General features: G+C 33.8%; 22 protein-coding genes. 7 read left to right on the top strand and 15 right to left on the bottom strand.

The window, feature by feature from the left end; genetic code table 11:
* Positions 1 to 16 precede the first annotated feature (16 nt).
* From ACSVDA_RS17060 to ACSVDA_RS17030, 7 genes are all read right to left on the bottom strand, one after another.
* Positions 17 to 235 carry a spore germination protein gene (locus ACSVDA_RS17060; protein ID WP_214482484.1) on the bottom strand — a complete coding sequence of 73 codons (219 nt, stop codon included), beginning with the start codon at positions 233 to 235 and terminating at the stop codon, positions 17 to 19.
* A 135-nt stretch (positions 236 to 370) separates the two neighbouring features.
* Positions 371 to 748, bottom strand: coding sequence for a spore germination protein GerPE (locus ACSVDA_RS17055; RefSeq protein WP_485884606.1), 378 nt, complete (start codon positions 746 to 748; stop codon positions 371 to 373).
* 10 nt (positions 749 to 758) lie between these two features.
* Entirely contained in the window at positions 759 to 965 is a 207-nt protein-coding gene (locus ACSVDA_RS17050) for a spore gernimation protein GerPD (protein ID WP_214482486.1), read from the bottom strand.
* A complete protein-coding gene (gene gerPC / locus ACSVDA_RS17045) occupies positions 962 to 1585 on the bottom strand; it encodes a spore germination protein GerPC (protein WP_485884604.1) in 624 nt (207 codons plus the stop codon). Before gerPC ends, ACSVDA_RS17050 begins: the two co-directional genes overlap by 4 nt.
* Before the next feature lie 391 nt (positions 1586 to 1976).
* On the bottom strand, positions 1977 to 2189 hold the full coding sequence (locus ACSVDA_RS17040) for a spore germination protein GerPB (protein ID WP_214482488.1): 213 nt from the start codon (positions 2187 to 2189) through the stop codon (positions 1977 to 1979).
* 168 nt (positions 2190 to 2357) lie between these two features.
* The gene (locus ACSVDA_RS17035) at positions 2358 to 2579 is read right to left on the bottom strand and encodes a spore germination protein (protein WP_214482489.1); all 222 of its coding nucleotides are present in this window, start codon (positions 2577 to 2579) and stop codon (positions 2358 to 2360) included.
* A gap of 114 nt (positions 2580 to 2693) precedes the next feature.
* A complete protein-coding gene (locus ACSVDA_RS17030; RefSeq protein WP_485884601.1) occupies positions 2694 to 2846 on the bottom strand; it encodes an aspartyl-phosphate phosphatase Spo0E family protein in 153 nt (50 codons plus the stop codon).
* Positions 2847 to 3210: 364 nt separating this feature from the next.
* Between ACSVDA_RS17030 and ACSVDA_RS17025 the strand changes: the two genes are divergently transcribed.
* Positions 3211 to 3567 carry a YisL family protein gene (locus ACSVDA_RS17025; RefSeq protein WP_485884600.1) on the top strand — a complete coding sequence of 119 codons (357 nt, stop codon included), beginning with the start codon at positions 3211 to 3213 and terminating at the stop codon, positions 3565 to 3567.
* A gap of 350 nt (positions 3568 to 3917) precedes the next feature.
* Here the strand turns inward: ACSVDA_RS17025 and ACSVDA_RS17020 are convergent, their stop codons facing one another.
* A complete protein-coding gene (locus ACSVDA_RS17020) occupies positions 3918 to 4478 on the bottom strand; it encodes a DUF2777 family protein (protein WP_485884599.1) in 561 nt (186 codons plus the stop codon).
* A 444-nt stretch (positions 4479 to 4922) separates the two neighbouring features.
* Here ACSVDA_RS17020 and asnB point away from each other — a divergent pair, with 444 nt between their 5' ends.
* Complete coding sequence (gene asnB, locus ACSVDA_RS17015; protein ID WP_485884598.1) at positions 4923 to 6770, top strand: asparagine synthase (glutamine-hydrolyzing); 1848 nt, start codon at positions 4923 to 4925, stop codon at positions 6768 to 6770.
* Between the two features lie 569 nt (positions 6771 to 7339).
* Here asnB and ACSVDA_RS17010 read toward each other — a convergent pair.
* Complete coding sequence (locus ACSVDA_RS17010; RefSeq protein ID WP_485884597.1) at positions 7340 to 8197, bottom strand: CvfB family protein; 858 nt, start codon at positions 8195 to 8197, stop codon at positions 7340 to 7342.
* Between the two features lie 179 nt (positions 8198 to 8376).
* On the opposite strand from ACSVDA_RS17010, the gene ACSVDA_RS17005 reads away from it, so the two are divergent.
* Positions 8377 to 8868 (top strand): YajQ family cyclic di-GMP-binding protein, encoded by a 492-nt coding sequence (locus ACSVDA_RS17005; protein WP_320208192.1) that lies wholly within the window; start codon positions 8377 to 8379, stop codon positions 8866 to 8868.
* Between the two features lie 138 nt (positions 8869 to 9006).
* Here the strand turns inward: ACSVDA_RS17005 and ACSVDA_RS17000 are convergent, their stop codons facing one another.
* A complete protein-coding gene (locus tag ACSVDA_RS17000; RefSeq protein WP_485884596.1) occupies positions 9007 to 10365 on the bottom strand; it encodes an alpha-amylase family glycosyl hydrolase in 1359 nt (452 codons plus the stop codon).
* A 273-nt stretch (positions 10366 to 10638) separates the two neighbouring features.
* Here ACSVDA_RS17000 and ACSVDA_RS16995 point away from each other — a divergent pair, with 273 nt between their 5' ends.
* The gene (locus ACSVDA_RS16995; RefSeq protein WP_214482501.1) at positions 10639 to 10980 is read left to right on the top strand and encodes a P-II family nitrogen regulator; all 342 of its coding nucleotides are present in this window, start codon (positions 10639 to 10641) and stop codon (positions 10978 to 10980) included.
* A 44-nt stretch (positions 10981 to 11024) separates the two neighbouring features.
* Positions 11025 to 12401, top strand: a complete 1377-nt coding sequence (locus ACSVDA_RS16990; protein WP_485884654.1) for an ammonium transporter — start codon at positions 11025 to 11027, stop codon at positions 12399 to 12401.
* 297 nt (positions 12402 to 12698) lie between these two features.
* Here the strand turns inward: ACSVDA_RS16990 and ACSVDA_RS16985 are convergent, their stop codons facing one another.
* Complete coding sequence (locus tag ACSVDA_RS16985; protein WP_214482502.1) at positions 12699 to 12830, bottom strand: DUF3941 domain-containing protein; 132 nt, start codon at positions 12828 to 12830, stop codon at positions 12699 to 12701.
* A gap of 165 nt (positions 12831 to 12995) precedes the next feature.
* The gene (locus ACSVDA_RS16980) at positions 12996 to 13856 is read right to left on the bottom strand and encodes a DegV family protein (RefSeq protein ID WP_485884595.1); all 861 of its coding nucleotides are present in this window, start codon (positions 13854 to 13856) and stop codon (positions 12996 to 12998) included.
* A gap of 307 nt (positions 13857 to 14163) precedes the next feature.
* Between ACSVDA_RS16980 and ACSVDA_RS16975 the strand changes: the two genes are divergently transcribed.
* Positions 14164 to 15000: a YitT family protein gene (locus ACSVDA_RS16975; RefSeq protein WP_485884594.1), complete on the top strand. Its 837-nt coding sequence runs from the start codon at positions 14164 to 14166 to the stop codon at positions 14998 to 15000.
* Between the two features lie 76 nt (positions 15001 to 15076).
* On the opposite strand, the gene ACSVDA_RS16970 is transcribed toward ACSVDA_RS16975, so the two are convergent.
* The 3 genes from ACSVDA_RS16970 to ACSVDA_RS16960 all read right to left on the bottom strand — a co-directional run bounded on the left by ACSVDA_RS16970 (position 15077) and on the right by ACSVDA_RS16960 (position 16570).
* Positions 15077 to 15259 (bottom strand): DUF3813 domain-containing protein, encoded by a 183-nt coding sequence (locus ACSVDA_RS16970; RefSeq protein WP_485884593.1) that lies wholly within the window; start codon positions 15257 to 15259, stop codon positions 15077 to 15079.
* A gap of 2 nt (positions 15260 to 15261) precedes the next feature.
* A complete protein-coding gene (locus ACSVDA_RS16965) occupies positions 15262 to 15417 on the bottom strand; it encodes a hypothetical protein (protein WP_214482509.1) in 156 nt (51 codons plus the stop codon).
* A 334-nt stretch (positions 15418 to 15751) separates the two neighbouring features.
* Positions 15752 to 16570: a Cof-type HAD-IIB family hydrolase gene (locus tag ACSVDA_RS16960; RefSeq protein WP_485884592.1), complete on the bottom strand. Its 819-nt coding sequence runs from the start codon at positions 16568 to 16570 to the stop codon at positions 15752 to 15754.
* Between the two features lie 335 nt (positions 16571 to 16905).
* Here ACSVDA_RS16960 and ACSVDA_RS16955 point away from each other — a divergent pair, with 335 nt between their 5' ends.
* Positions 16906 to 17217: a metal-sulfur cluster assembly factor gene (locus tag ACSVDA_RS16955; protein WP_320208185.1), complete on the top strand. Its 312-nt coding sequence runs from the start codon at positions 16906 to 16908 to the stop codon at positions 17215 to 17217.
* Positions 17218 to 17883 lie beyond the last annotated feature (666 nt).

Here is a 17883-nt window from a genome sequence, read left to right as displayed (position 1 = left end):
AATTCCGGAAGAGTTGCTATGCATTTGCTGTTTGCGGCTGATCTACTAAATCTGGATCACCAGTATTTGTAAAGCTAATTCCGTTTGTTACAATGAAGAAGTTACCTGAAACTGAAGAACCTGAACCAGTATAAGATTTTTCCTGTGTTTTCGGCGATATATAAAAGGAATCTCCAAAGTTTATCACTCCGCCAGAGACAGTGTTAATATTAACGGGTCCAACGATTGAAGGCATAGACTACACCCTTTATTAGAGTATCCAAATTAGTTCAACATGTTGAATGAGTAGTATATATTCCTTATCTTATTTATGTGTGAATGTATAACTTGTCATTTCAATATTTATGTTATGCACTTCGTTTATAAATGTTCATTGATTCTCTTCATTACTTTCCAATTGTCGAATGTTCTTCACACGATCAACAGCATCAATTTCATCAATCGAACCTATTTGAACTAAAGATGAAGCGGCTATCCCGATGATTCTAATGTTACGTACATGTATCGTTGGATTTTCGTTGTGAAAAGCAACAGAAACAGGCTCTCTGTCTGGTGGTTTAGGGATAACCTGTGAGTAAATTTCATCTTCGAAATTACCTTCATTTGAAAAAAATAGCGGATATTCTCTCCTAACTGCAAAAACTCTAGCAAGCGGCGTGAAGGATACAGAATCACCAATATGAAATACAGAGCTTAATGACACATCAACAACTCTTATTTTGTTAACAACAGATACTCTCCGTAGCATCTTATTATCCTCAAAGCGCAGTTGAAGGTGGCGCTGTAGGAACAAATGGAACAAATGGTGCAACTGCGCCGACTATTAAAGATTCTGGTGGGGTATCAAATATGGATGATAAAGTTATTGAATGTGTGTCGCCGACTAAAAAGACTGAAGAACTAGATACACCAATCATTCTAATGTCTCCTACACATAAATTCCGGTTTGTTACAGTAAAATTCATTTATCTTCTCCTCCTATGTTTCTTGGAAAATGTTGAATGAAAGCGAGAAATGAGTTTTCTATATCTTTTTTAACGTATGAAACGATCCTTTCCATACTTCTTTTTGCTTGGGCTGGATTTTGTATATCAGCAGGTGTAAGTTTATTGATGTAATAATTTATCCGAGGGTTAATTTGTTTCTTTACATCTTCAATCATGAATTGTCGATATGAGTCGTCAAGAGCAAAATCTTGCTGTTTTTCAATCTTTTTAATTAAGTCAACGCTATTCCGATCTAAAAATGAATGTACATCATTAAATACTTGTTGTGAAAAACCTTCAGGAAGTTGTTCGATTGGTGGAACTTGGAATTGATCTTGAGTTACTGCAAAATCTTCAATTGCATTAGAATCTTGTGGGTTTAAGCCAATATTTAATGTTCCCGAAAGAGTTTCAACCTTTAATTGATCAAATTTGTATTCTATCTTATCAATCGTCGTGTGTTTTTCGTTTTTTAGCTCTTCCACTTCATTTTGCAATTGATCTATGGTTGACTCCATTTGTTTAATCTTTTCATTTTGAGATTCCACAAATGAATGAAGTTGCCGCATATACTGGTAGAATTCATCTTGAATATACATTCAAACCTTCCTTTCTTTAGGGTATTCACATGATATTGTTAAACTTTGTTGCTATTATTGTTCCGTCAAAGCGGTTTATGCAACTGTTCTGTTTCATTGAATAAAGTGTGATGAATACTACGTGTAGATGCTATTTCAAATAACAACTATCATTGCTTAAACAGACTTTTTTTGTTAAGTACTTCCAAATATGCGGATGCACTAAAAACAAGGTGCATGCACTTTTCTAATTTTCTAACTCTAGCACTGATCCCCTTGGGGTCACTTCACCCAAGCAACCGAAGGATAAGGAGAATCTTCAAAAGTAAGGGTTCCAGTGTTTGCGCTTTGTTATTTATCATATGTGAAAAAAAAAAATAGGTGATTAGCCCATTTTGAATTAAAGAGTTTTTTATGGTCCCTGTAATGGTACAAGTTGACCTGTGCCTGGAAAACCTGTAGGTTGTTGAGCTTCGGGGGCGGGTTCTGTATATGCTCCTGTATTATACAAATTTGATAATGCATTAATACTACCAGCACTTCCTATTTGTAACACAGAGGAGTTTGAAACTCCATCAACTCTTAGTTGGTGAATAATAATACTTTGGTTAATATAAAAGTTCAAAATTCCCACACCTCCTCTCTTTCGTAGAACAAATTTAGCAAATGTACTTTTTAAGCTTTACAACAAGCAATCAGGTGAGACTCAACCCCACCTGATTTGTAAACCCCTAAGATCTTAACCATCTTTTCGAAAACTCGACCTTTTTGAGAATTCATTCAGATTCAATTTCTACAGATTTGCAGCTAGTGGTTGATCAATTACATCAGCATCATACGTATTAGTTACACTTTGTGTGTTGTTAATATATAAATAATCACCTGTATTAAATGAACCTGCTCCAGCAAAGGTTTTCGCTGTGCTTATAGGTGAAATTGAATAAACGTCACCTATATGAAAAACTGCACTCGACCCAATGTCAGTTACATTTACAACACCAACTATAGCAGGCATAAAAAACACCCTTTTACAATCTGTTATAGGCATAGTATGAGTGACCCTAATTTATTGTGAAGGAGAATTAATAATCTTGTTTTGGAAATAAAAAAAAACTTAGCATATGCCAAGTTAAAAATCAACTGAATCTAGTATTTCTTGTTCCACGTTCAATAAATCATCTAATTCCTGACTACATTTTACTGTTTCATCTGCTGTATAACCGAATGTTGCTGCAAGATCAATCATTTGTTGTCTTTTTTCTTCAATTATGAGCTGAATCATTTATCCCACACCATCTTATTTTATTGATAGGACTTAAGTATGTGTATATTATACATGATTTTACATGAATTGGAATACGTTCGCTAAAAGAAGATTTGTTTTTACAAAATAATGCAATATTCTACATATGATTAGTAAGGAAATAATGTAAAATCTTACTTTTCATAACACTTCATGTAATTTTCTTCATTCATTATTTTAGAATTTTGGTCGAAAATATGCTATGATGTTGAAGGAGTGAGCTTGTTCAAGTATACTTGAACATTGCTGTGTCAGGTAAGAGACTATACCGCTACCTGATAGAAAGATTCCAGGTCTAAAAACTATTACAAACTAAGGTGAAAAAAGAAAGGAAGGAATTAAAATGATACATGCACATCTTACCTCTTGGATTGTAGCTCTTATTCTATTCTTCGTTGCATTTTCTATGTACAAAAAGGGAAGTAATAAAGGGGCAAAAATCTCTCATATGAGTTTGCGTCTATTCTATTTAATTATCATCGCAACTGGCGGTATGCTTTATTCGAGTGGAGCAGGAATTCCACCGCTTTATCATGTGAAGGCTACGTTAGGAATTCTTGTTATAGCTGGAATGGAAATGGTGTTAGTTCGTACTTCAAAAGAAAAATCAACAAACATTGCTTGGGCATTATTTATTATCAGCTTTATAGTTGTATTATATTTAGGGTTTAAATTACCACAAGGTTCTCAGTTCTTTTAATTAGGTAAGATCTTTTCTTTAAGCTCTTTTCGTAAACTTTATTACGGTTTTTATTAATAAAAGATCGGTGAAATAGGATTTACTAGGCTGTCAACATTTTTATAAGTAATTTATCTTTGGCACAATCTATTACATAATATTTAAACATGTTATGAACAAAAAGCATCTATATTTTAAAATAGATGCTTTTTAATTTAGGCTCTTTTCGTAAACTTTGTTGCTATAGTTCCTAAAATTGAAAATAAAAACATCGTTATACTCAGCAGTCAGCATTTTATAGTTGCAAAGATGAAACATAGTTTTATTTGTTAATGAATAACAACATTCTATACGTAAGCAGTCGTAATTTATTATATATGCTGTGAAAGTATACGTTTCCCACTACTTGTTGTATATTCAAAACGATCAGTTAAATGAGACCCTCTAAAGAAATGATGCTGTACGTTACATATTGTCTCAAAATTATCGAAGATGAGGAAGTTTACACCTTCAGCATTTGTGTTTTTCAAATCCAAAAAACTTAATACATTATGCGAGTAAATACAATCATACATAGAAAAAGACAATTGGTTTAAGCAATGGATAAATCTAATAAAGCTTTCTTCATTGAGCGATTGTAATAGTTCCGAATAGTTAAGCAGCAGCTTCTTGTTTATCCTTACTTTATCTCCGTGTTGTAAAAAATATGTAAATTTGGATAGTTCAACAACCCCAGACTCAATGATGCTTCCTTTGAGCCAACGGTCCATCAACCAAATTTCGAACTCGTCTTGAACAATATCATCAAAATTTGAAGCTACATCATCTTCATCATCAAAAAATATCCATTCATCACCAATACATTCAATTGATCCATTAATATATGCTCTTTGTTGTTCTTTTATTAATTGCAGTCTATGCTGTATATTCATGTGGAAAATCCTCCAACTATGTGTTAACCATACTTTATTCAATTTAACCCCACCAATACAGAGGAGGTTGTATTTTTTAGATGAGTTACTTTATAACAGGCAGTTGTGCATTGAGAAATAAACACGTATACAACTATGCGATTGTGGTATTTTTCGCTATAAAACGATGACAATCATAGAAAATCTATTTGTGAGATTGTCATTTTGAATAATAGCGACAAAGTTTGTAAACATAACCTTGAAAAAAATCGAGTCATGTTTTTCTTTATCTTGTTTAGACAACTTTCCTTCTCTTTAAACTATGAATCATTGGCTGGAATAAAAATATGTATAATGTTGTTATTTATGTAGGACGATTCATCCAATTCACCATAATTGCATACAATGATAGCATGCTTATACGAAGAATGGTTCATGCTAGTAATGAAGAGGAGTTGGTAAGAAATGTGTGGAATTACAGGTTGGATTGACTATAACCGAGACTTAAGAAACGAACATACCACCTTATCAAAAATGACAGAAACGTTAAGGAAAAGAGGTCCTGATGATACGAATGTTTGGACATCGCTTCATGCTGGGTTTGGTCATAAAAGGTTGGTTGTTGTTGATCCTGAAGGTGGTATTCAACCGATGTCTCGTTCCAATCATTCAAACACATATACTATTTGTTATAATGGAGAGCTATATAATACTGAGGATATTAGAAAACAGTTAGCTTCCTACGGCTATACATTTAAAGGGCACTCAGACACTGAGGTGCTGTTAACTGCTTATATAGAATGGGAGGAGCGATGTGTTGATTATCTAAATGGTATCTATGCGTTTGCTGTTTGGGATGCAAAGAAAGAACAAGTATTTCTTGCTCGTGATCGTTTAGGAGTAAAGCCTTTATTTTACAGGATGGATGAATTTAGTATATTATTTGGGTCAGAATTAAAAGCCATTTTAGCACATCCATCTGTAAAAGCAGAGCTAGGAGTTGAAGGGCTAGCAGAGATTTTTGGTCTTGGTCCATCGCGTTCTCCAGGTCATGGTGTGTTTAATAAAATTAATGAGCTACGACCTGGTCATGCACTTATATTCTCGAAACAAGGTATTAAAATGTGGCGTTATTGGAATGTAAAAAGCAAACCACATACGGACTCATTAGATGAAACGACTGAAAAAGTACACTTTCTCCTCAAAGATGCTGTGACAAGGCAGCTTGTGTCAGATGTACCATTATGCACATTTTTATCTGGAGGGGTAGATTCTAGTGCAATTACTGCTTTTGCTTCATTAGCGTATGCACAAGAGGGAAAAGGAAGCTTGCATACGTATTCAATAGACTATGAAGAGAATGATAAATACTTTCAAGCAAATGATTTCCAACCGAATTCAGATGTGCCCTGGATTGAGAAAATGTCGACTGAATTTAAAACACAACATCACCGATGCGTCATTTCTCAACAGGATTTAGTGAAGTATTTAACAGAAGCAGTCTATGTAAGAGATTTACCTGGAATGGCAGACATAGATTCGTCATTATTATGGTTTTGTAAACAAATTAAAGAACAATTTGTTGTAGGGTTGTCTGGGGAATGTGCAGACGAAATCTTTGGCGGTTACCCTTGGTTCCACAACACGAATATATTACAAAATGGTGGATTTCCATGGATGCGTTCCTTAGATGCAAGAATTGAACTATTGCAAGATTCGTGGAATAAAAAGTTAAAATTAAAAGACTACGTTCAAGATAAGTATGAACAAACTGTAAAAGAAACACCAATGCTTGAAGGCGAAAACCCACTTGAAGCAAAGCGAAGACAGATGTTTTATTTAAACATGATATGGTTTATGACAACATTATTAGATCGTAAAGATCGCATGAGTATGGGTGCTAGTCTTGAAGTTCGTGTACCGTTTGCAGATCATAGGCTTGTTGAATACGTTTGGAATATCCCTTGGGAAATGAAAATGTACGGCAATAGGGAGAAAGGCATCTTACGCAGATCATTAGAAGGGATTTTGCCAAGTGAAGTGCTTTATAGAAAGAAGAGTCCTTATCCTAAAACACACCACCCTCTATACAGTTCACTTGTGAAAAATTGGTTAGAAAATATATTAGAAGATAAATCATCTGTGCTTTATGAGTTTTTTAATAAAGAAAAATTAAAAGAGATTGTTAACTCCGAAGGTAAAGCATTTCGAGTTCCATGGTTCGGCCAATTAATGACTGGACCACAGTTACTCGCATATTTAGCTCAAATCCACGTTTGGTTTAACGAATACGGTATACAAGTAAAAGAGTAGATGAAGGGGTAGTCAAATTAAAAAAATACAGGGGTTTGATGCTTGATTAAAACGAGAATTGACCATAAAATGGTGGATTTGACCTAAAAATCATAGGATTAGACCCGTAAAATACTAAATTAGACCCAAAAAAAACAGAATATAACTCGTAAAGAAAGTTTGAGACTGATAAAACTTAGAATTTGACCTGTAAACAAAGAGTTAGACCACTAAAATAAAGAATTGACCGATAAAGTGCCATATTTGACCCGAAAACTACAGTATTAGATCCGTAAAACATTTACCCGATAAAAACCATTATCATATTAATAAATAAATATAAAGCTCCAGCACCTTTCCTTTGATTTTAATGTTCGGATAGGTGCAAGAGCTGTTTGTTATACCGCATCAGATGAAGGTTTATTTTGGCTGTTTTCCCATTAGTTGTTGCTAAACGTTCTAATATACAAGCACCTATCCATCTAGTGTACCGGGCATCTTTTCTACTTTTACAATTATTAAGCTCTAATAAAACTTATCACATTTTCCATTGTTATTAAAAATAGCAACAAAGTTTACGAAAAGAGCCTTTATTTTTTAAAATAAGTCCAACCATCCTCTTGATATACTTTATCTTCTTTCATTAATTTTCCTAATGCTCGTTTAAATGCTCCTTTACTCATGTGAAATCGTTGTTTTATATCTTCAGGTGCACTTTTATCTGAATAAGGCATAGCTCCTCCGCGGTCGTCCATATACTTACAAATAGTTACCGAATCATCATCCATGCTTTCGTGGCTTCTAGATAATAAAGATACATTAATTGTCCCATCATCCTTAACTGCAATGACTCTACCTTCAACACTTTCACCTAACCTTGGTTCTGACTTTCGCTCTGAATGATGAATAAAGCCTCGGTACCCTTCATCTGTAAGTAAAAATGAGCCGACTTTTAAGGAACGATAAATAGTGCCTTTAATATTTCTGTTGGAAAGTTCCTTTGGAGCAGTGTTCATTATTTCCGCAACGATTTCTTCTGTGGCAAGTTTAGCAAGTAATCGTCCACGATTGTCAGTTTTTAATGAACAATACAATTGATCGCCAATTTCTGGCCAAATATTTTCCAACAGAGGTAAATCGTCACCTGAAACGAGAATATCTTTTTTAATCCCAATATCTATAAATGCTCCGAGGTTTTGTTTTACTTCCACAACTTTTACCCAACCGTACGATTCAGATGTAATGCTAGGTAATGTTGTAGTGGCTGCTATTCGTCCCTGATGGTCAGAATACAAAAATACTTCTACTTCTTGTTGTAACTGAATGTCAGAAGTTATTTCGCTATTATGAAGAAGAATGCTTGTCTCACCATCTGATAAAAAAAATCCAAAATCTGATTCTCTCTCTACAACAAGAGTAACAATGTTGCCTGCTTTTACGTTGTTCATCTTTGTTTCCTTCTTTCTACAAAAATTCTCATATAGTTTACATTATAACCTGTTTCTAGCTTTTGTAAGTGGTATATGATTTTTATTTGCACTAATATACATTATGTCATAAGTTGTCCCAATTGCTTAATTTTACTATAATAGAGACAAAACTCAATAGATATTTTGGAGGTGTTATCGTGGCGAAGGAAAGCTCATTTGATATTGTGTCTAAAGTGGATTTTTCAGAAGTAACGAATGCAATAAATATAGCTATGAAAGAAATTCAAAACCGTTATGATTTTAAAGGAAGTAAAAGTAACATCTCACTTGAAAAAGAAGATCTTGTACTACTGTCTGACGATGATTTCAAGCTAGATCAGTTAAAGGATGTTTTAGTGAGCAAAATGGTTAAAAGGGGTATTCCGATAAAAAATTTAGACTACAGTAAAGTTGAAAGTGCTTCAGGTGGGACTGTAAGACAAAGAGCTAAGCTTATTCAGGGAATAGATAAAGAAAATGCTAAAAAAATTAACACGATTATTAAACAACTAGGTTTGAAAATTAAAACCCAAATTCAAGATGATCAAGTAAGGGTTACTGGGAAGAATAAAGATGATTTGCAAAAGGTGATTGCAGCCATTCGAGAGGCTGATTTAACCGTTGATGTACAGTTTATAAATTACCGTTAAATTTAAATAGTCATTTTAATGGCTATTTAAGAATATTTTCAGCACAAAGCGCCTCGTAGAATAGCCCTTATGATACTTTTAATGGGCGTCGAGGCGCTTGTCTAATCACTAATTTTACTTTATGTCTAGGATATCCTCTTATTTGTTATGAACCTTTTTGTTCACAAATAAAAATAGTAAAAACAAGGTTGGAACAGCAAAGACCATTAGCATAAATGGTAAATTTACACCGGTTTTCTCAGCAAGAACATAAATTTCTGCTTCCTCCCGATCTATTGTTACCTTGTATCCTTGTTCCTCACTTCTAATTAAATCTCCAGCCAATAATCCTCTAAGTTCTTTTCCTTCTTCAAGCGTATTTGTATCTAATTGTACTGTCTTTGTTTCAGAGGTATTGTTGATGACAGCAATAGCTGTTTCTTCTTTATATGTCCGCTTAATGACTAGCATGCCATCTTCCTCATATAACATTTCAAAGTCCCCATAGGTTAATGAAGGTAGTGTGCTTCTAAGTTCACTTAATTTAGTTATATAATCAGATAATTCTTTCTCTGTTCGAAAATTCATTAGTAGTTGATTAGGAATTCCATTACCACCATCTAATGCTATTTCAGATCCATATAATACAACAGGCGCCCCAGGTGTTGTATACAAATGAACCAAAGCTTGTTTGATTCTTGTGACGGGATATTGATCGAGTTCTGTGGCTTTCCTTGTAAATCTATCTGTTTGAGGACTATCGATCATTTTCACTGTCGTTTCGGATTGTTCTTGGTTGTTGTTATTTGTTTGGTTAAATACACTATTAATAGTATCAAGTGGTAGATCAATTGTTACAAATTTATTAGAAGCTTCTTCGTAATAGGAACGACTTACAATTGCATCAAAGCCTATACCGTTATACGTGTCTTCAAGTTGAGATTCTATAGTTAGTTCATCTGCGAGCAAGAATAAATTTTGATTGCTTGATTTGATATCGTTAATAAATTCCTTCCAGAAATCACTAGGGTACAAGCCAATATTTAATATATGATAACCATCAATACCTGTTTCTTCTTGCAAAGATATGTAAGCTTCCGCAATATTATTTGGCATTTCCTTTGTGGTTTCAACATCTACAATTATCTTCATATTCCGTTTATGAGCTTCGTCTACTAACGCTATTAAATCCTCTTTCGTTCCATAGTATTCTTTGATAGCAAGATTTTCATTATCGTTACTAAAGTCGCTGTTAAAAATGGATGATAACAATATAGTACTAAAACCCATTTCTTCAATATAATCGAGTTTTTGTATAACGCCTTGTATGTCACCCCCATAACCGTCATTTGGAACCTCTTGATCATTTGATGTATCGCCATTAAAGAATTTCTCCACTATTACATAATAGATTGTTTCATCCTCCAAAGTTGTAGCCTCATTATTTTCAGCTTGAACTAATACGCCATGTATAAGGATAAATGGTATAAATAGGAAAGTAAGTAACCTTTTTTTCATTAATATTAAACTCCTTTTATTCATTTTTAAATGAGCATACATAAAATATATCCTTTACTAGATTATCTCCACTAGTAGTAGGTAGTCAATATTTTAGCGATATGCTTCACAGAAGAATATGCTTTTATTTGATTAAATTAAGTCATGTTATATTTTCTGACATAAAACACAAAAAAGTTGTTGCTTTTTTCTGAAACTTCACTTAGAATAAGATACATAATATAACAAGGTCACGTTAACTTATGTAACATAGAGTTAGAGGGGGAAATGAAATTGAAAAAAGTTGAAGCGATCTTTCGTCCTGAACACTTTCAGGATCTACGCAATAAATTAGAAACTATCGGTGTCAATGGACTTACTGTTTCAGAGGTTGCTGGATGTGGTAAGCAAAAAGGTCAAAAAGGGGTATTTAGGGGAAGTAAATTCGAGATCACATTAGTACCAAAAATTAAAGTAGAAATGGTCGTTGAAAACGAGAAGGTAGACGAAATCATTAACATCATTCAATCGATATGTCGTACGAACAGTGTAGGGGATGGGAAAATTTTTATCATACCTATCGAAGATGCTGTTAGGATTCGTACAGGTGAAACTGGAAAGCAAGCAATACTATAATTCGATAAAACCAATATTGAAAGGGAGAGATTAAGTTGAGAAGAATGAAAAGAACAGCACTTTTAACACTTATTATTAGTTTATTCATGTCGTCTGTTGCTTTTGCTGAAGGTCCAACCACAACTGCATTACAATCATCGATGGATATGATGTGGATCATGGTTGCAGCGTTGCTTGTATTCTTTATGCATGCTGGTTTTGCAATGGTAGAAAGTGGATTTACACGTTCTAAAAATGCATTAAATATATTAATGAAGAACATGTTGACGATTTCAATCGCTTCAGTGCTTTATTTTCTAGTTGGATATGGAATTATGTTCGGATCAAGTGCAGGTGGATTTATCGGTACAAGTGGATTTGCCTTAAATGGTCATGAGGCTGACGTTGGATTCTTCTTATTCCAGGCAGTTTTCTCAGCAACATGTGCAACGATTATTTCAGGAGCTGTAGCAGAAAGAATTAAGTTATCTAGCTATTTATTAATTACGATTTTAATGACAGGTTTTATTTATCCTGTAGTTGGACATTGGATTTGGAATGGCGGATGGTTAGCTGAATTAGGTTTCGTTGATTTTGCAGGATCAACAGTTGTTCATTTAACAGGTGCACTTGGTGCAGTAGTTGCAGTATTCTTTCTTGGTGCAAGAATTGGCAAATACTCTGAGGGTAAAGTAAATGTCATTCCTGGTCATAATATCCCACTAGGGGCACTAGGTGTATTCATTTTATGGTTTGGTTGGTTTGGTTTTAACGGAGGAAGTACTTTAGCAGCTGATCCAGAATTAATCCCTCATGTTGTAACAACTACCTTATTATCAGCATCGTGTGGTGTTTTAGCATCTGCATTTTACACAAACTTACGCTATAAAAGAATTGATGCTTCATTAACTTTAAATGGTGCTTTAGCTGGATTAGTAGGGATTACAGCTGGTACTGCAAACGTTTCTTTAGTTGGTGCAATCATTATCGGCCTAGTGTCAGGTATCATCTTAGTTGAAGCAGTACAATTTATTGATCGTAAGTTAAAGCTTGATGATCCAGTAGGTGCTATCGCAGTTCACGGAGTTGCTGGAATTTGGGGAACATTAGCAGTTGGCTTCTTCGATACTCAAGCAGGATTAGTTTACGGTGGTGGAATTCAATTACTTGGTATTCAAGCCTTAGGAATTACAGCAGTAATCGTATGGACCGTTGCCACATTAGGTGTTGCACTATTCATTATGACTCGTCTTGGATCAATTAGGGTATCTCGTGAAGAAGAGATCGGCGGCTTAGATTTTGCTGAGCACGGTTCAACAGCTTATGAGTTACGAGAAGGTATTTTATCAGATCAACATAATCCTGTTTCTCCAGAATTTGGTTCTGGATTAATTGAAAGATTAAATCAAGCTGGTTCACCAAGTAGTAAAGCAACTGGTTGATTAACGAAATACTAACATACGAAACAGCCATTTACTCATAGAGTGATGGCTGTTTTTATATTGTAAACACGGATGTTATTGTTATTAAATTAGCAAGCAAGATGAGGTATAAGTAATTTGACAAGCAATGGTACCGGAAACCTCTGACTATATAGAAGATTATTACGAATTACTACTAGCCTTTCTAATCTTAGCAATAATTTAGCTTAAGCAGAAAACCCTCAGAGGACAGTCTCCGAAGGTTGGCTAATTACTCTTTAATCGGAATTAGAAAACGTAAAGTAGTGTTTGTAATGCTTATTTATGATCTGTATCCTGTGAATATTGGCGTTCACCACGTTTGCGGTTTTGTTCTTTCTGTAAATTTTGTTTGTGGTGCAGTGCGTTATTATCTTTTGCTTTTTTGTCATTATCACTCGTATGCGGCATAGAGAGACACTCCTTTTAAATCGGCTGATTTCAAATTGGCTGTTGGTATGTGATATAACTGAATAATTTTTTCTAGTTACAGTCAATAGCAACAACAATGTAAGGAAAAGAGCCTGTAGTTATAATCTATAATAGCTTGTCCGCGTTAGTGAGAATGTATGTAGCTTATTGACTATACTTATCATTCAAGAAAAATAACGCTAGCGTGCCTGGTCCAGCATGTGCTCCAATCGCACAGCCTATTGTATTTATTAAAAATTGATCGGAGCCAAATTCTTCTTTAATTTTTTCTTGTAACAATAGTGCTCCTTCTTCGTTATCTCCGTGACTGATACCGATCGTTTGAGTTGATAAATCAACTCCTCGTTCTCTCATAAGGTCAATCATACGTTTGATTACTTTTTTGTTACCTCTAATTTTTTCTAATGGTATTAACTTTCCTTCCTCAACATGCAATAAAGGCTTAATATTTAGTAAACCTCCTACAAAAGCAGAGGTTCTGCTAACTCTTCCTCCGCGAGCCAAATATTCTAAGTTATCAACTGTAAATATGTGTTCCATATGCTTACAGTGGAATTGGATAGCTTCGATAAGTTCTTGATATGCTAGTGTTTTTGAGAGCTCTACAGCCTTTTCTACAATTAATCCGTATCCTAAAGAAGCACATTTTGAATCAATAATTGTAAGTTCAAAGTTTGGGTATTCTTCTAAAACTTGCTCTCTCATTAACATTGCAGTTTGATATGTACCGGACAGTTCAGAAGAAAAAGCGATATAAATTGAAGATTTTTGCTGTTTTGCTAAGTTTAAGAATAGCTTTCTTAGCTCGCTAGGCTTGGCTTGTGATGTTTTTGCTATCTTTCCTTGTCGCATCGCATCATATACTTGCTTAGGTTTGATCGAGAGTAAATCTTCGTACTCTGTTCCATCAACATTAACACATAAAGGAATTAAATCTACTTTTGAATTGCGATAAAAATCAAGCGGTAGGTCACTGCCGCTGTCTGCAATAATATTTGTATTCATCCAAGCACCTCTTTAAATAAATTGCTACTTTAATAAATTAAAGCCTACTCAATAAGTTTATCATGACAAAAGAAATTATAGTATTGCAAGTTTGGGTAGAATATGTTTAATTTAATACATCACAGCAGTGAAAATAGTTGATAAAGGCACTTTATTCAAAATTTGTAGCTAGTTTACTTATATAGTTGATTGTTTATATTTTACTAAGAATAACAACAAATAAAACGTACAGCCACATAAAATGAACAGTTAGAATGTTCAAGTTTTGGGAGTAGAAATTTAGTTGAAAAGGGGAATCATAGTAATTATGCATGAAGTAAAAAAGTTTGTAATAGTCATCTTAGGTGCATTATTAAATGCATTAGCACTTAATTTCTTTTTAATTCCTGCCAATATTTATGCTGGAGGCTTTGCAGGTCTTTCGCAGTTACTATCGAGCATTACTGGACAATTCACACCATTTCAAATATCAACAGGTATTTTTCTGTTCTTACTAAATGTGCCAGTTGCGATCCTAGGTTGGAAAAAAGTAGGGAAAAGATTTACCCTGTATAGTTTTTTAAGTGTCGCATCGATGTCATTCTTTCTTCAAATTTTACCTATCGTTCATGTTTCTGAAGACATTTTATTGAACGCAGTTTTTGGTGGAGTCATTCAAGCAGTAGGGATTGGTTTCACATTGAAATATGGCGCTTCTACAGGTGGACTTGATATAATAACGCTAGTTTTATCTAAAATCAATGATCGCCCTATCGGTGTATATTTCTTCTCATTAAATGCCGTAATCATTATAACAACTGGTTCTTTATATGGTTGGGAATACGCACTATATACGTTGGTGACCTTATATGTAGCAACAAGAGTTATTGATTCAATACATACTAGACATGAAAAACTAACAGCGATGATCATTACAAAAAAAGCAGATGAGCTAAAAGAGGCAATTCACTCAAAGTTAGTGAGGGGAATTACGACAGTCCCTGCAAAGGGTGGTTTTTCAAATGAAAGTCAAGAAATGATGATAATCGTAATCACGAGGTATGAATTGTATGATTTAGAAAGAATCATCAAAAAAGTCGACGAGAATGCATTTACTAATATTGTTCAAACAGCAGGAATCTTTGGCTTCTTTCGAAAAGAATAATCAATTAGAAAGGGTAGGAAATCAAGAGCTATTTTGTAGCTGATTTCCTACCCTTAATAATTATTCAAACAATTTATTAATGTTGTAAATTGTCTAACCTATTTTGAAGCTCTCTTAATTGCTTTTTTTCGGCAATCGTTGAGTTTGCATATGCTGAGGACAGTGCATTTTTTGCCGCTGACAAGGCATCTTCAGATTCAGCAGCCTGTTCAGCTAATTGAACTGCTTCTCGAGCTTGTTGAAACAATTGATTTCCCATCGTTATGCCCCACCAATTGATGATTCTTTAACATTTGAGATTTTTTGTCTTTCCTCTGCCTCTGCATATGTCGTGTGATAAGGGATCCGTTCATCATGTTTTTCAACAGCGTCAACACCTTGTTGAACGAAGCGTTTGGATTTATTACGTTTACCCATCAGTAGCCCCCCTTAAATCATCCTGAAGAAACTAACTCAATAAAATCTTTCTAGGTGTATATTGAAACATGTTACTTGGTTTATCTTAAGCTACACTCGATTTATTGAGTCAGTATCATTTATATTTTGGCTAACAATTGTTTATATATACATGAATGATTAGGTTAAGACACTTGTTATAAACTTTGTTGTTATTTGTAATAAATATTAATTATCTGAGATTTTGCAAAAGCAAAGTGTTCGAGTAAGTGGTGATAGGCAACAAAGAATGCAAAAATTGCCCTTTGTTATATGGTTGTGAGTGTTAGTTGGAACATTAATTAACCATTATCATTTAGTTATCAAGTTTTAATATACTAGCTAAAGCCTTACCGACTCCATCTTGTTCGTTTGTAGTGGTAATATCTTTAGCAAGGGACTTTAATTCATCAATTCCATTTCCCATAGCAATTCCAAATCCAGCATAATCAATCATTTCTAAATCATTGTCTTCATCGCCAAAAGCTATTATGCGGCTGCGAGGAATTTGATAATAGTCAGCAATTTTTTTCAAACCAACGGCTTTATTTAATCCAGCTTTTACAATCTCTATAATGTGCCATGGTGCTCCCCATTTGCGATGATCAATCATTTCTGCATGTACATCTGATAAATAGGAACGAATTTCTTGTACGTGGCTCTCTTCTGCATGAATTAAAATACTCGTAGGGTCGTGAGTTAAAATTTGCTTTAAGTCACCTGTTTCAATTTTTGGATTGCCAAAGTTAAAGATATTTAAATACTTTTCATCATGATAATGAAAATAAACATCATCCATCACTTCAGCTAAAATATTCTTAATATCATATTGCTCACTAGCTTCTACGATATCCTTCGCTGTATTTAAATGAAGTGGGGTATGATATAATCCCCAATTATGATCGATTGGATGATGAACGAAGGCACCATTAAAATTAACAATGGGTGTTTTTAAATTAAGCTCATTATAATAAATTTCACTAGCCCTGTATGGTCTTCCAGTTGCAATAACAACAATATGACCTGCCATTTGAGCCTTCATGATCATTTCTTTCGTATATGAGGAAATCTTTTTATCATCAGTTAATAAAGTACCGTCTAAATCTAATGCGATTAAATGTTGTTGAAAGCTCATAATGTCTCCTTTGTAAAAATAATTTATCTTACATAATAAAACATTTATTATACTATTTACATAGTAGAAAATAACCATCGATTGTTTTAAGTGTACCTTGAATGGAAAAAATTTGTCCACTATTTTGTAATAAAATGAAAAATAATAAGAGTAAGTATGATTACATTGCCCTATGTTAATTCATTCCGATATAGCTAGTATCTGCGACTATAAATGTAACAAATCGTTCATATTTGCAATAAGAAAATGTACTGAAAAGAAGTAATTTTTTTGCTAATTGGTACATATATGATATAATGAAAATGATTCTCAAGTAGGTCGAAAGGGTGAAAAACATGGATAAAGCTTTAGAAGAAAATATAATGGGCGCACTTGAAAATGTGCTTGATCCAGAGTTAGGTATTGATATTGTTAATTTAGGCTTAGTGTATGGTGTTGATATAGATGATAATGGAACTGCGACTGTTACAATGACTCTCACTTCTATGGGATGTCCATTAGCAGGAACTATTTCAGAGGATGTAAAGAGAAATTTAGCGGATATACCAGAAGTGAAAGAGACAGAAGTTAGTATTGTTTGGAGCCCACCTTGGAGTAAAGATCGCATGTCAAGATATGCAAAAATTGCTTTAGGGGTTCATGGATAAGGAAGTAGTAAAATACATTTGATGTATATATACTGGAAATTATTGTAAAAGAGGTGGAGGCTAAAAAAACTCCATCTCTTTCTCTTTATGTTGCAATAAGTTGATCTTTTTTCATTTCTAGCCGAATAAATGTTTTAACTTTGTTACTTTTATTCCTAATCTATAAGATAAAGCTGATGTTTTACTCCTCGTTAATCATCGTTTTATAGAAGGAGAGATGCAACTTGTTTAGTTCTTATGAAAAAAATTCATAAAAAAAGCCCTTGGCTAAGAGCGAATTGTTTCTTGGGTAATTTTCTGTCATTAACTCAAAAGTAATGTTGTTTGGGTAAATGGTTAGCATCACAGTTTCAATATGATGCTATTCTCAACAAATTTGAACTATAAGAAGTAGCTTTTAAATGTTAGTCATTATGTTACAGAAGAAAAGATCCCCCGAACTCTAGTTTTGTGCGTGTTTAATAAAGACTCTTTTCGTAAACTTAGTTGCTATTTTAATTTAAAATGGACTATATTACGATTTTTATGAGACTCAATAATTGTATAAGTAGAAAAGATGCCACGAAGGCTAGATATATACGTGCTAATATCTTTGAACGAAAAGCAACAATCAATGCGAAAACAGCCTTATTAAAAAAACAATTAATCCGAATAGAGCCTGCTATT

It is taken from the genome of Cytobacillus sp. Hm23 (assembly GCF_051842895.1).
In the GTDB taxonomy this organism is placed as follows: Bacteria; Bacillota; Bacilli; order Bacillales; family SM2101; genus Nanhaiella.
This window is presented reverse-complemented; position numbering and strand designations above follow the sequence as displayed.

What these genes read in the sequence shown, in the direction of transcription:
- ACSVDA_RS17060 (WP_214482484.1), bottom strand. Translation starts at nt 235, where the DNA reads ATGCCTTCAATCGTTGGACCCGTTAATATTAACACTGTCTCTGGCGGA.
- ACSVDA_RS17055 (WP_485884606.1), bottom strand. Translation starts at nt 748, where the DNA reads ATGCTACGGAGAGTATCTGTTGTTAACAAAATAAGAGTTGTTGATGTG.
- ACSVDA_RS17050 (WP_214482486.1), bottom strand. Translation starts at nt 965, where the DNA reads ATGAATTTTACTGTAACAAACCGGAATTTATGTGTAGGAGACATTAGA.
- gerPC (WP_485884604.1), bottom strand. Translation starts at nt 1,585, where the DNA reads ATGTATATTCAAGATGAATTCTACCAGTATATGCGGCAACTTCATTCA.
- ACSVDA_RS17035 (WP_214482489.1), bottom strand. Translation starts at nt 2,579, where the DNA reads ATGCCTGCTATAGTTGGTGTTGTAAATGTAACTGACATTGGGTCGAGT.
- ACSVDA_RS17030 (WP_485884601.1), bottom strand. Translation starts at nt 2,846, where the DNA reads ATGATTCAGCTCATAATTGAAGAAAAAAGACAACAAATGATTGATCTT.
- ACSVDA_RS17025 (WP_485884600.1), top strand. Translation starts at nt 3,211, where the DNA reads ATGATACATGCACATCTTACCTCTTGGATTGTAGCTCTTATTCTATTC.
- ACSVDA_RS17020 (WP_485884599.1), bottom strand. Translation starts at nt 4,478, where the DNA reads ATGAATATACAGCATAGACTGCAATTAATAAAAGAACAACAAAGAGCA.
- asnB (WP_485884598.1), top strand. Translation starts at nt 4,923, where the DNA reads ATGTGTGGAATTACAGGTTGGATTGACTATAACCGAGACTTAAGAAAC.
- ACSVDA_RS17010 (WP_485884597.1), bottom strand. Translation starts at nt 8,197, where the DNA reads ATGAACAACGTAAAAGCAGGCAACATTGTTACTCTTGTTGTAGAGAGA.
- ACSVDA_RS17000 (WP_485884596.1), bottom strand. Translation starts at nt 10,365, where the DNA reads ATGAAAAAAAGGTTACTTACTTTCCTATTTATACCATTTATCCTTATA.
- ACSVDA_RS16990 (WP_485884654.1), top strand. Translation starts at nt 11,025, where the DNA reads ATGAAAAGAACAGCACTTTTAACACTTATTATTAGTTTATTCATGTCG.
- ACSVDA_RS16985 (WP_214482502.1), bottom strand. Translation starts at nt 12,830, where the DNA reads ATGCCGCATACGAGTGATAATGACAAAAAAGCAAAAGATAATAACGCA.
- ACSVDA_RS16980 (WP_485884595.1), bottom strand. Translation starts at nt 13,856, where the DNA reads ATGAATACAAATATTATTGCAGACAGCGGCAGTGACCTACCGCTTGAT.
- ACSVDA_RS16975 (WP_485884594.1), top strand. Translation starts at nt 14,164, where the DNA reads ATGCATGAAGTAAAAAAGTTTGTAATAGTCATCTTAGGTGCATTATTA.
- ACSVDA_RS16970 (WP_485884593.1), bottom strand. Translation starts at nt 15,259, where the DNA reads ATGGGAAATCAATTGTTTCAACAAGCTCGAGAAGCAGTTCAATTAGCT.
- ACSVDA_RS16965 (WP_214482509.1), bottom strand. Translation starts at nt 15,417, where the DNA reads ATGGGTAAACGTAATAAATCCAAACGCTTCGTTCAACAAGGTGTTGAC.
- ACSVDA_RS16960 (WP_485884592.1), bottom strand. Translation starts at nt 16,570, where the DNA reads ATGAGCTTTCAACAACATTTAATCGCATTAGATTTAGACGGTACTTTA.
- ACSVDA_RS16955 (WP_320208185.1), top strand. Translation starts at nt 16,906, where the DNA reads ATGGATAAAGCTTTAGAAGAAAATATAATGGGCGCACTTGAAAATGTG.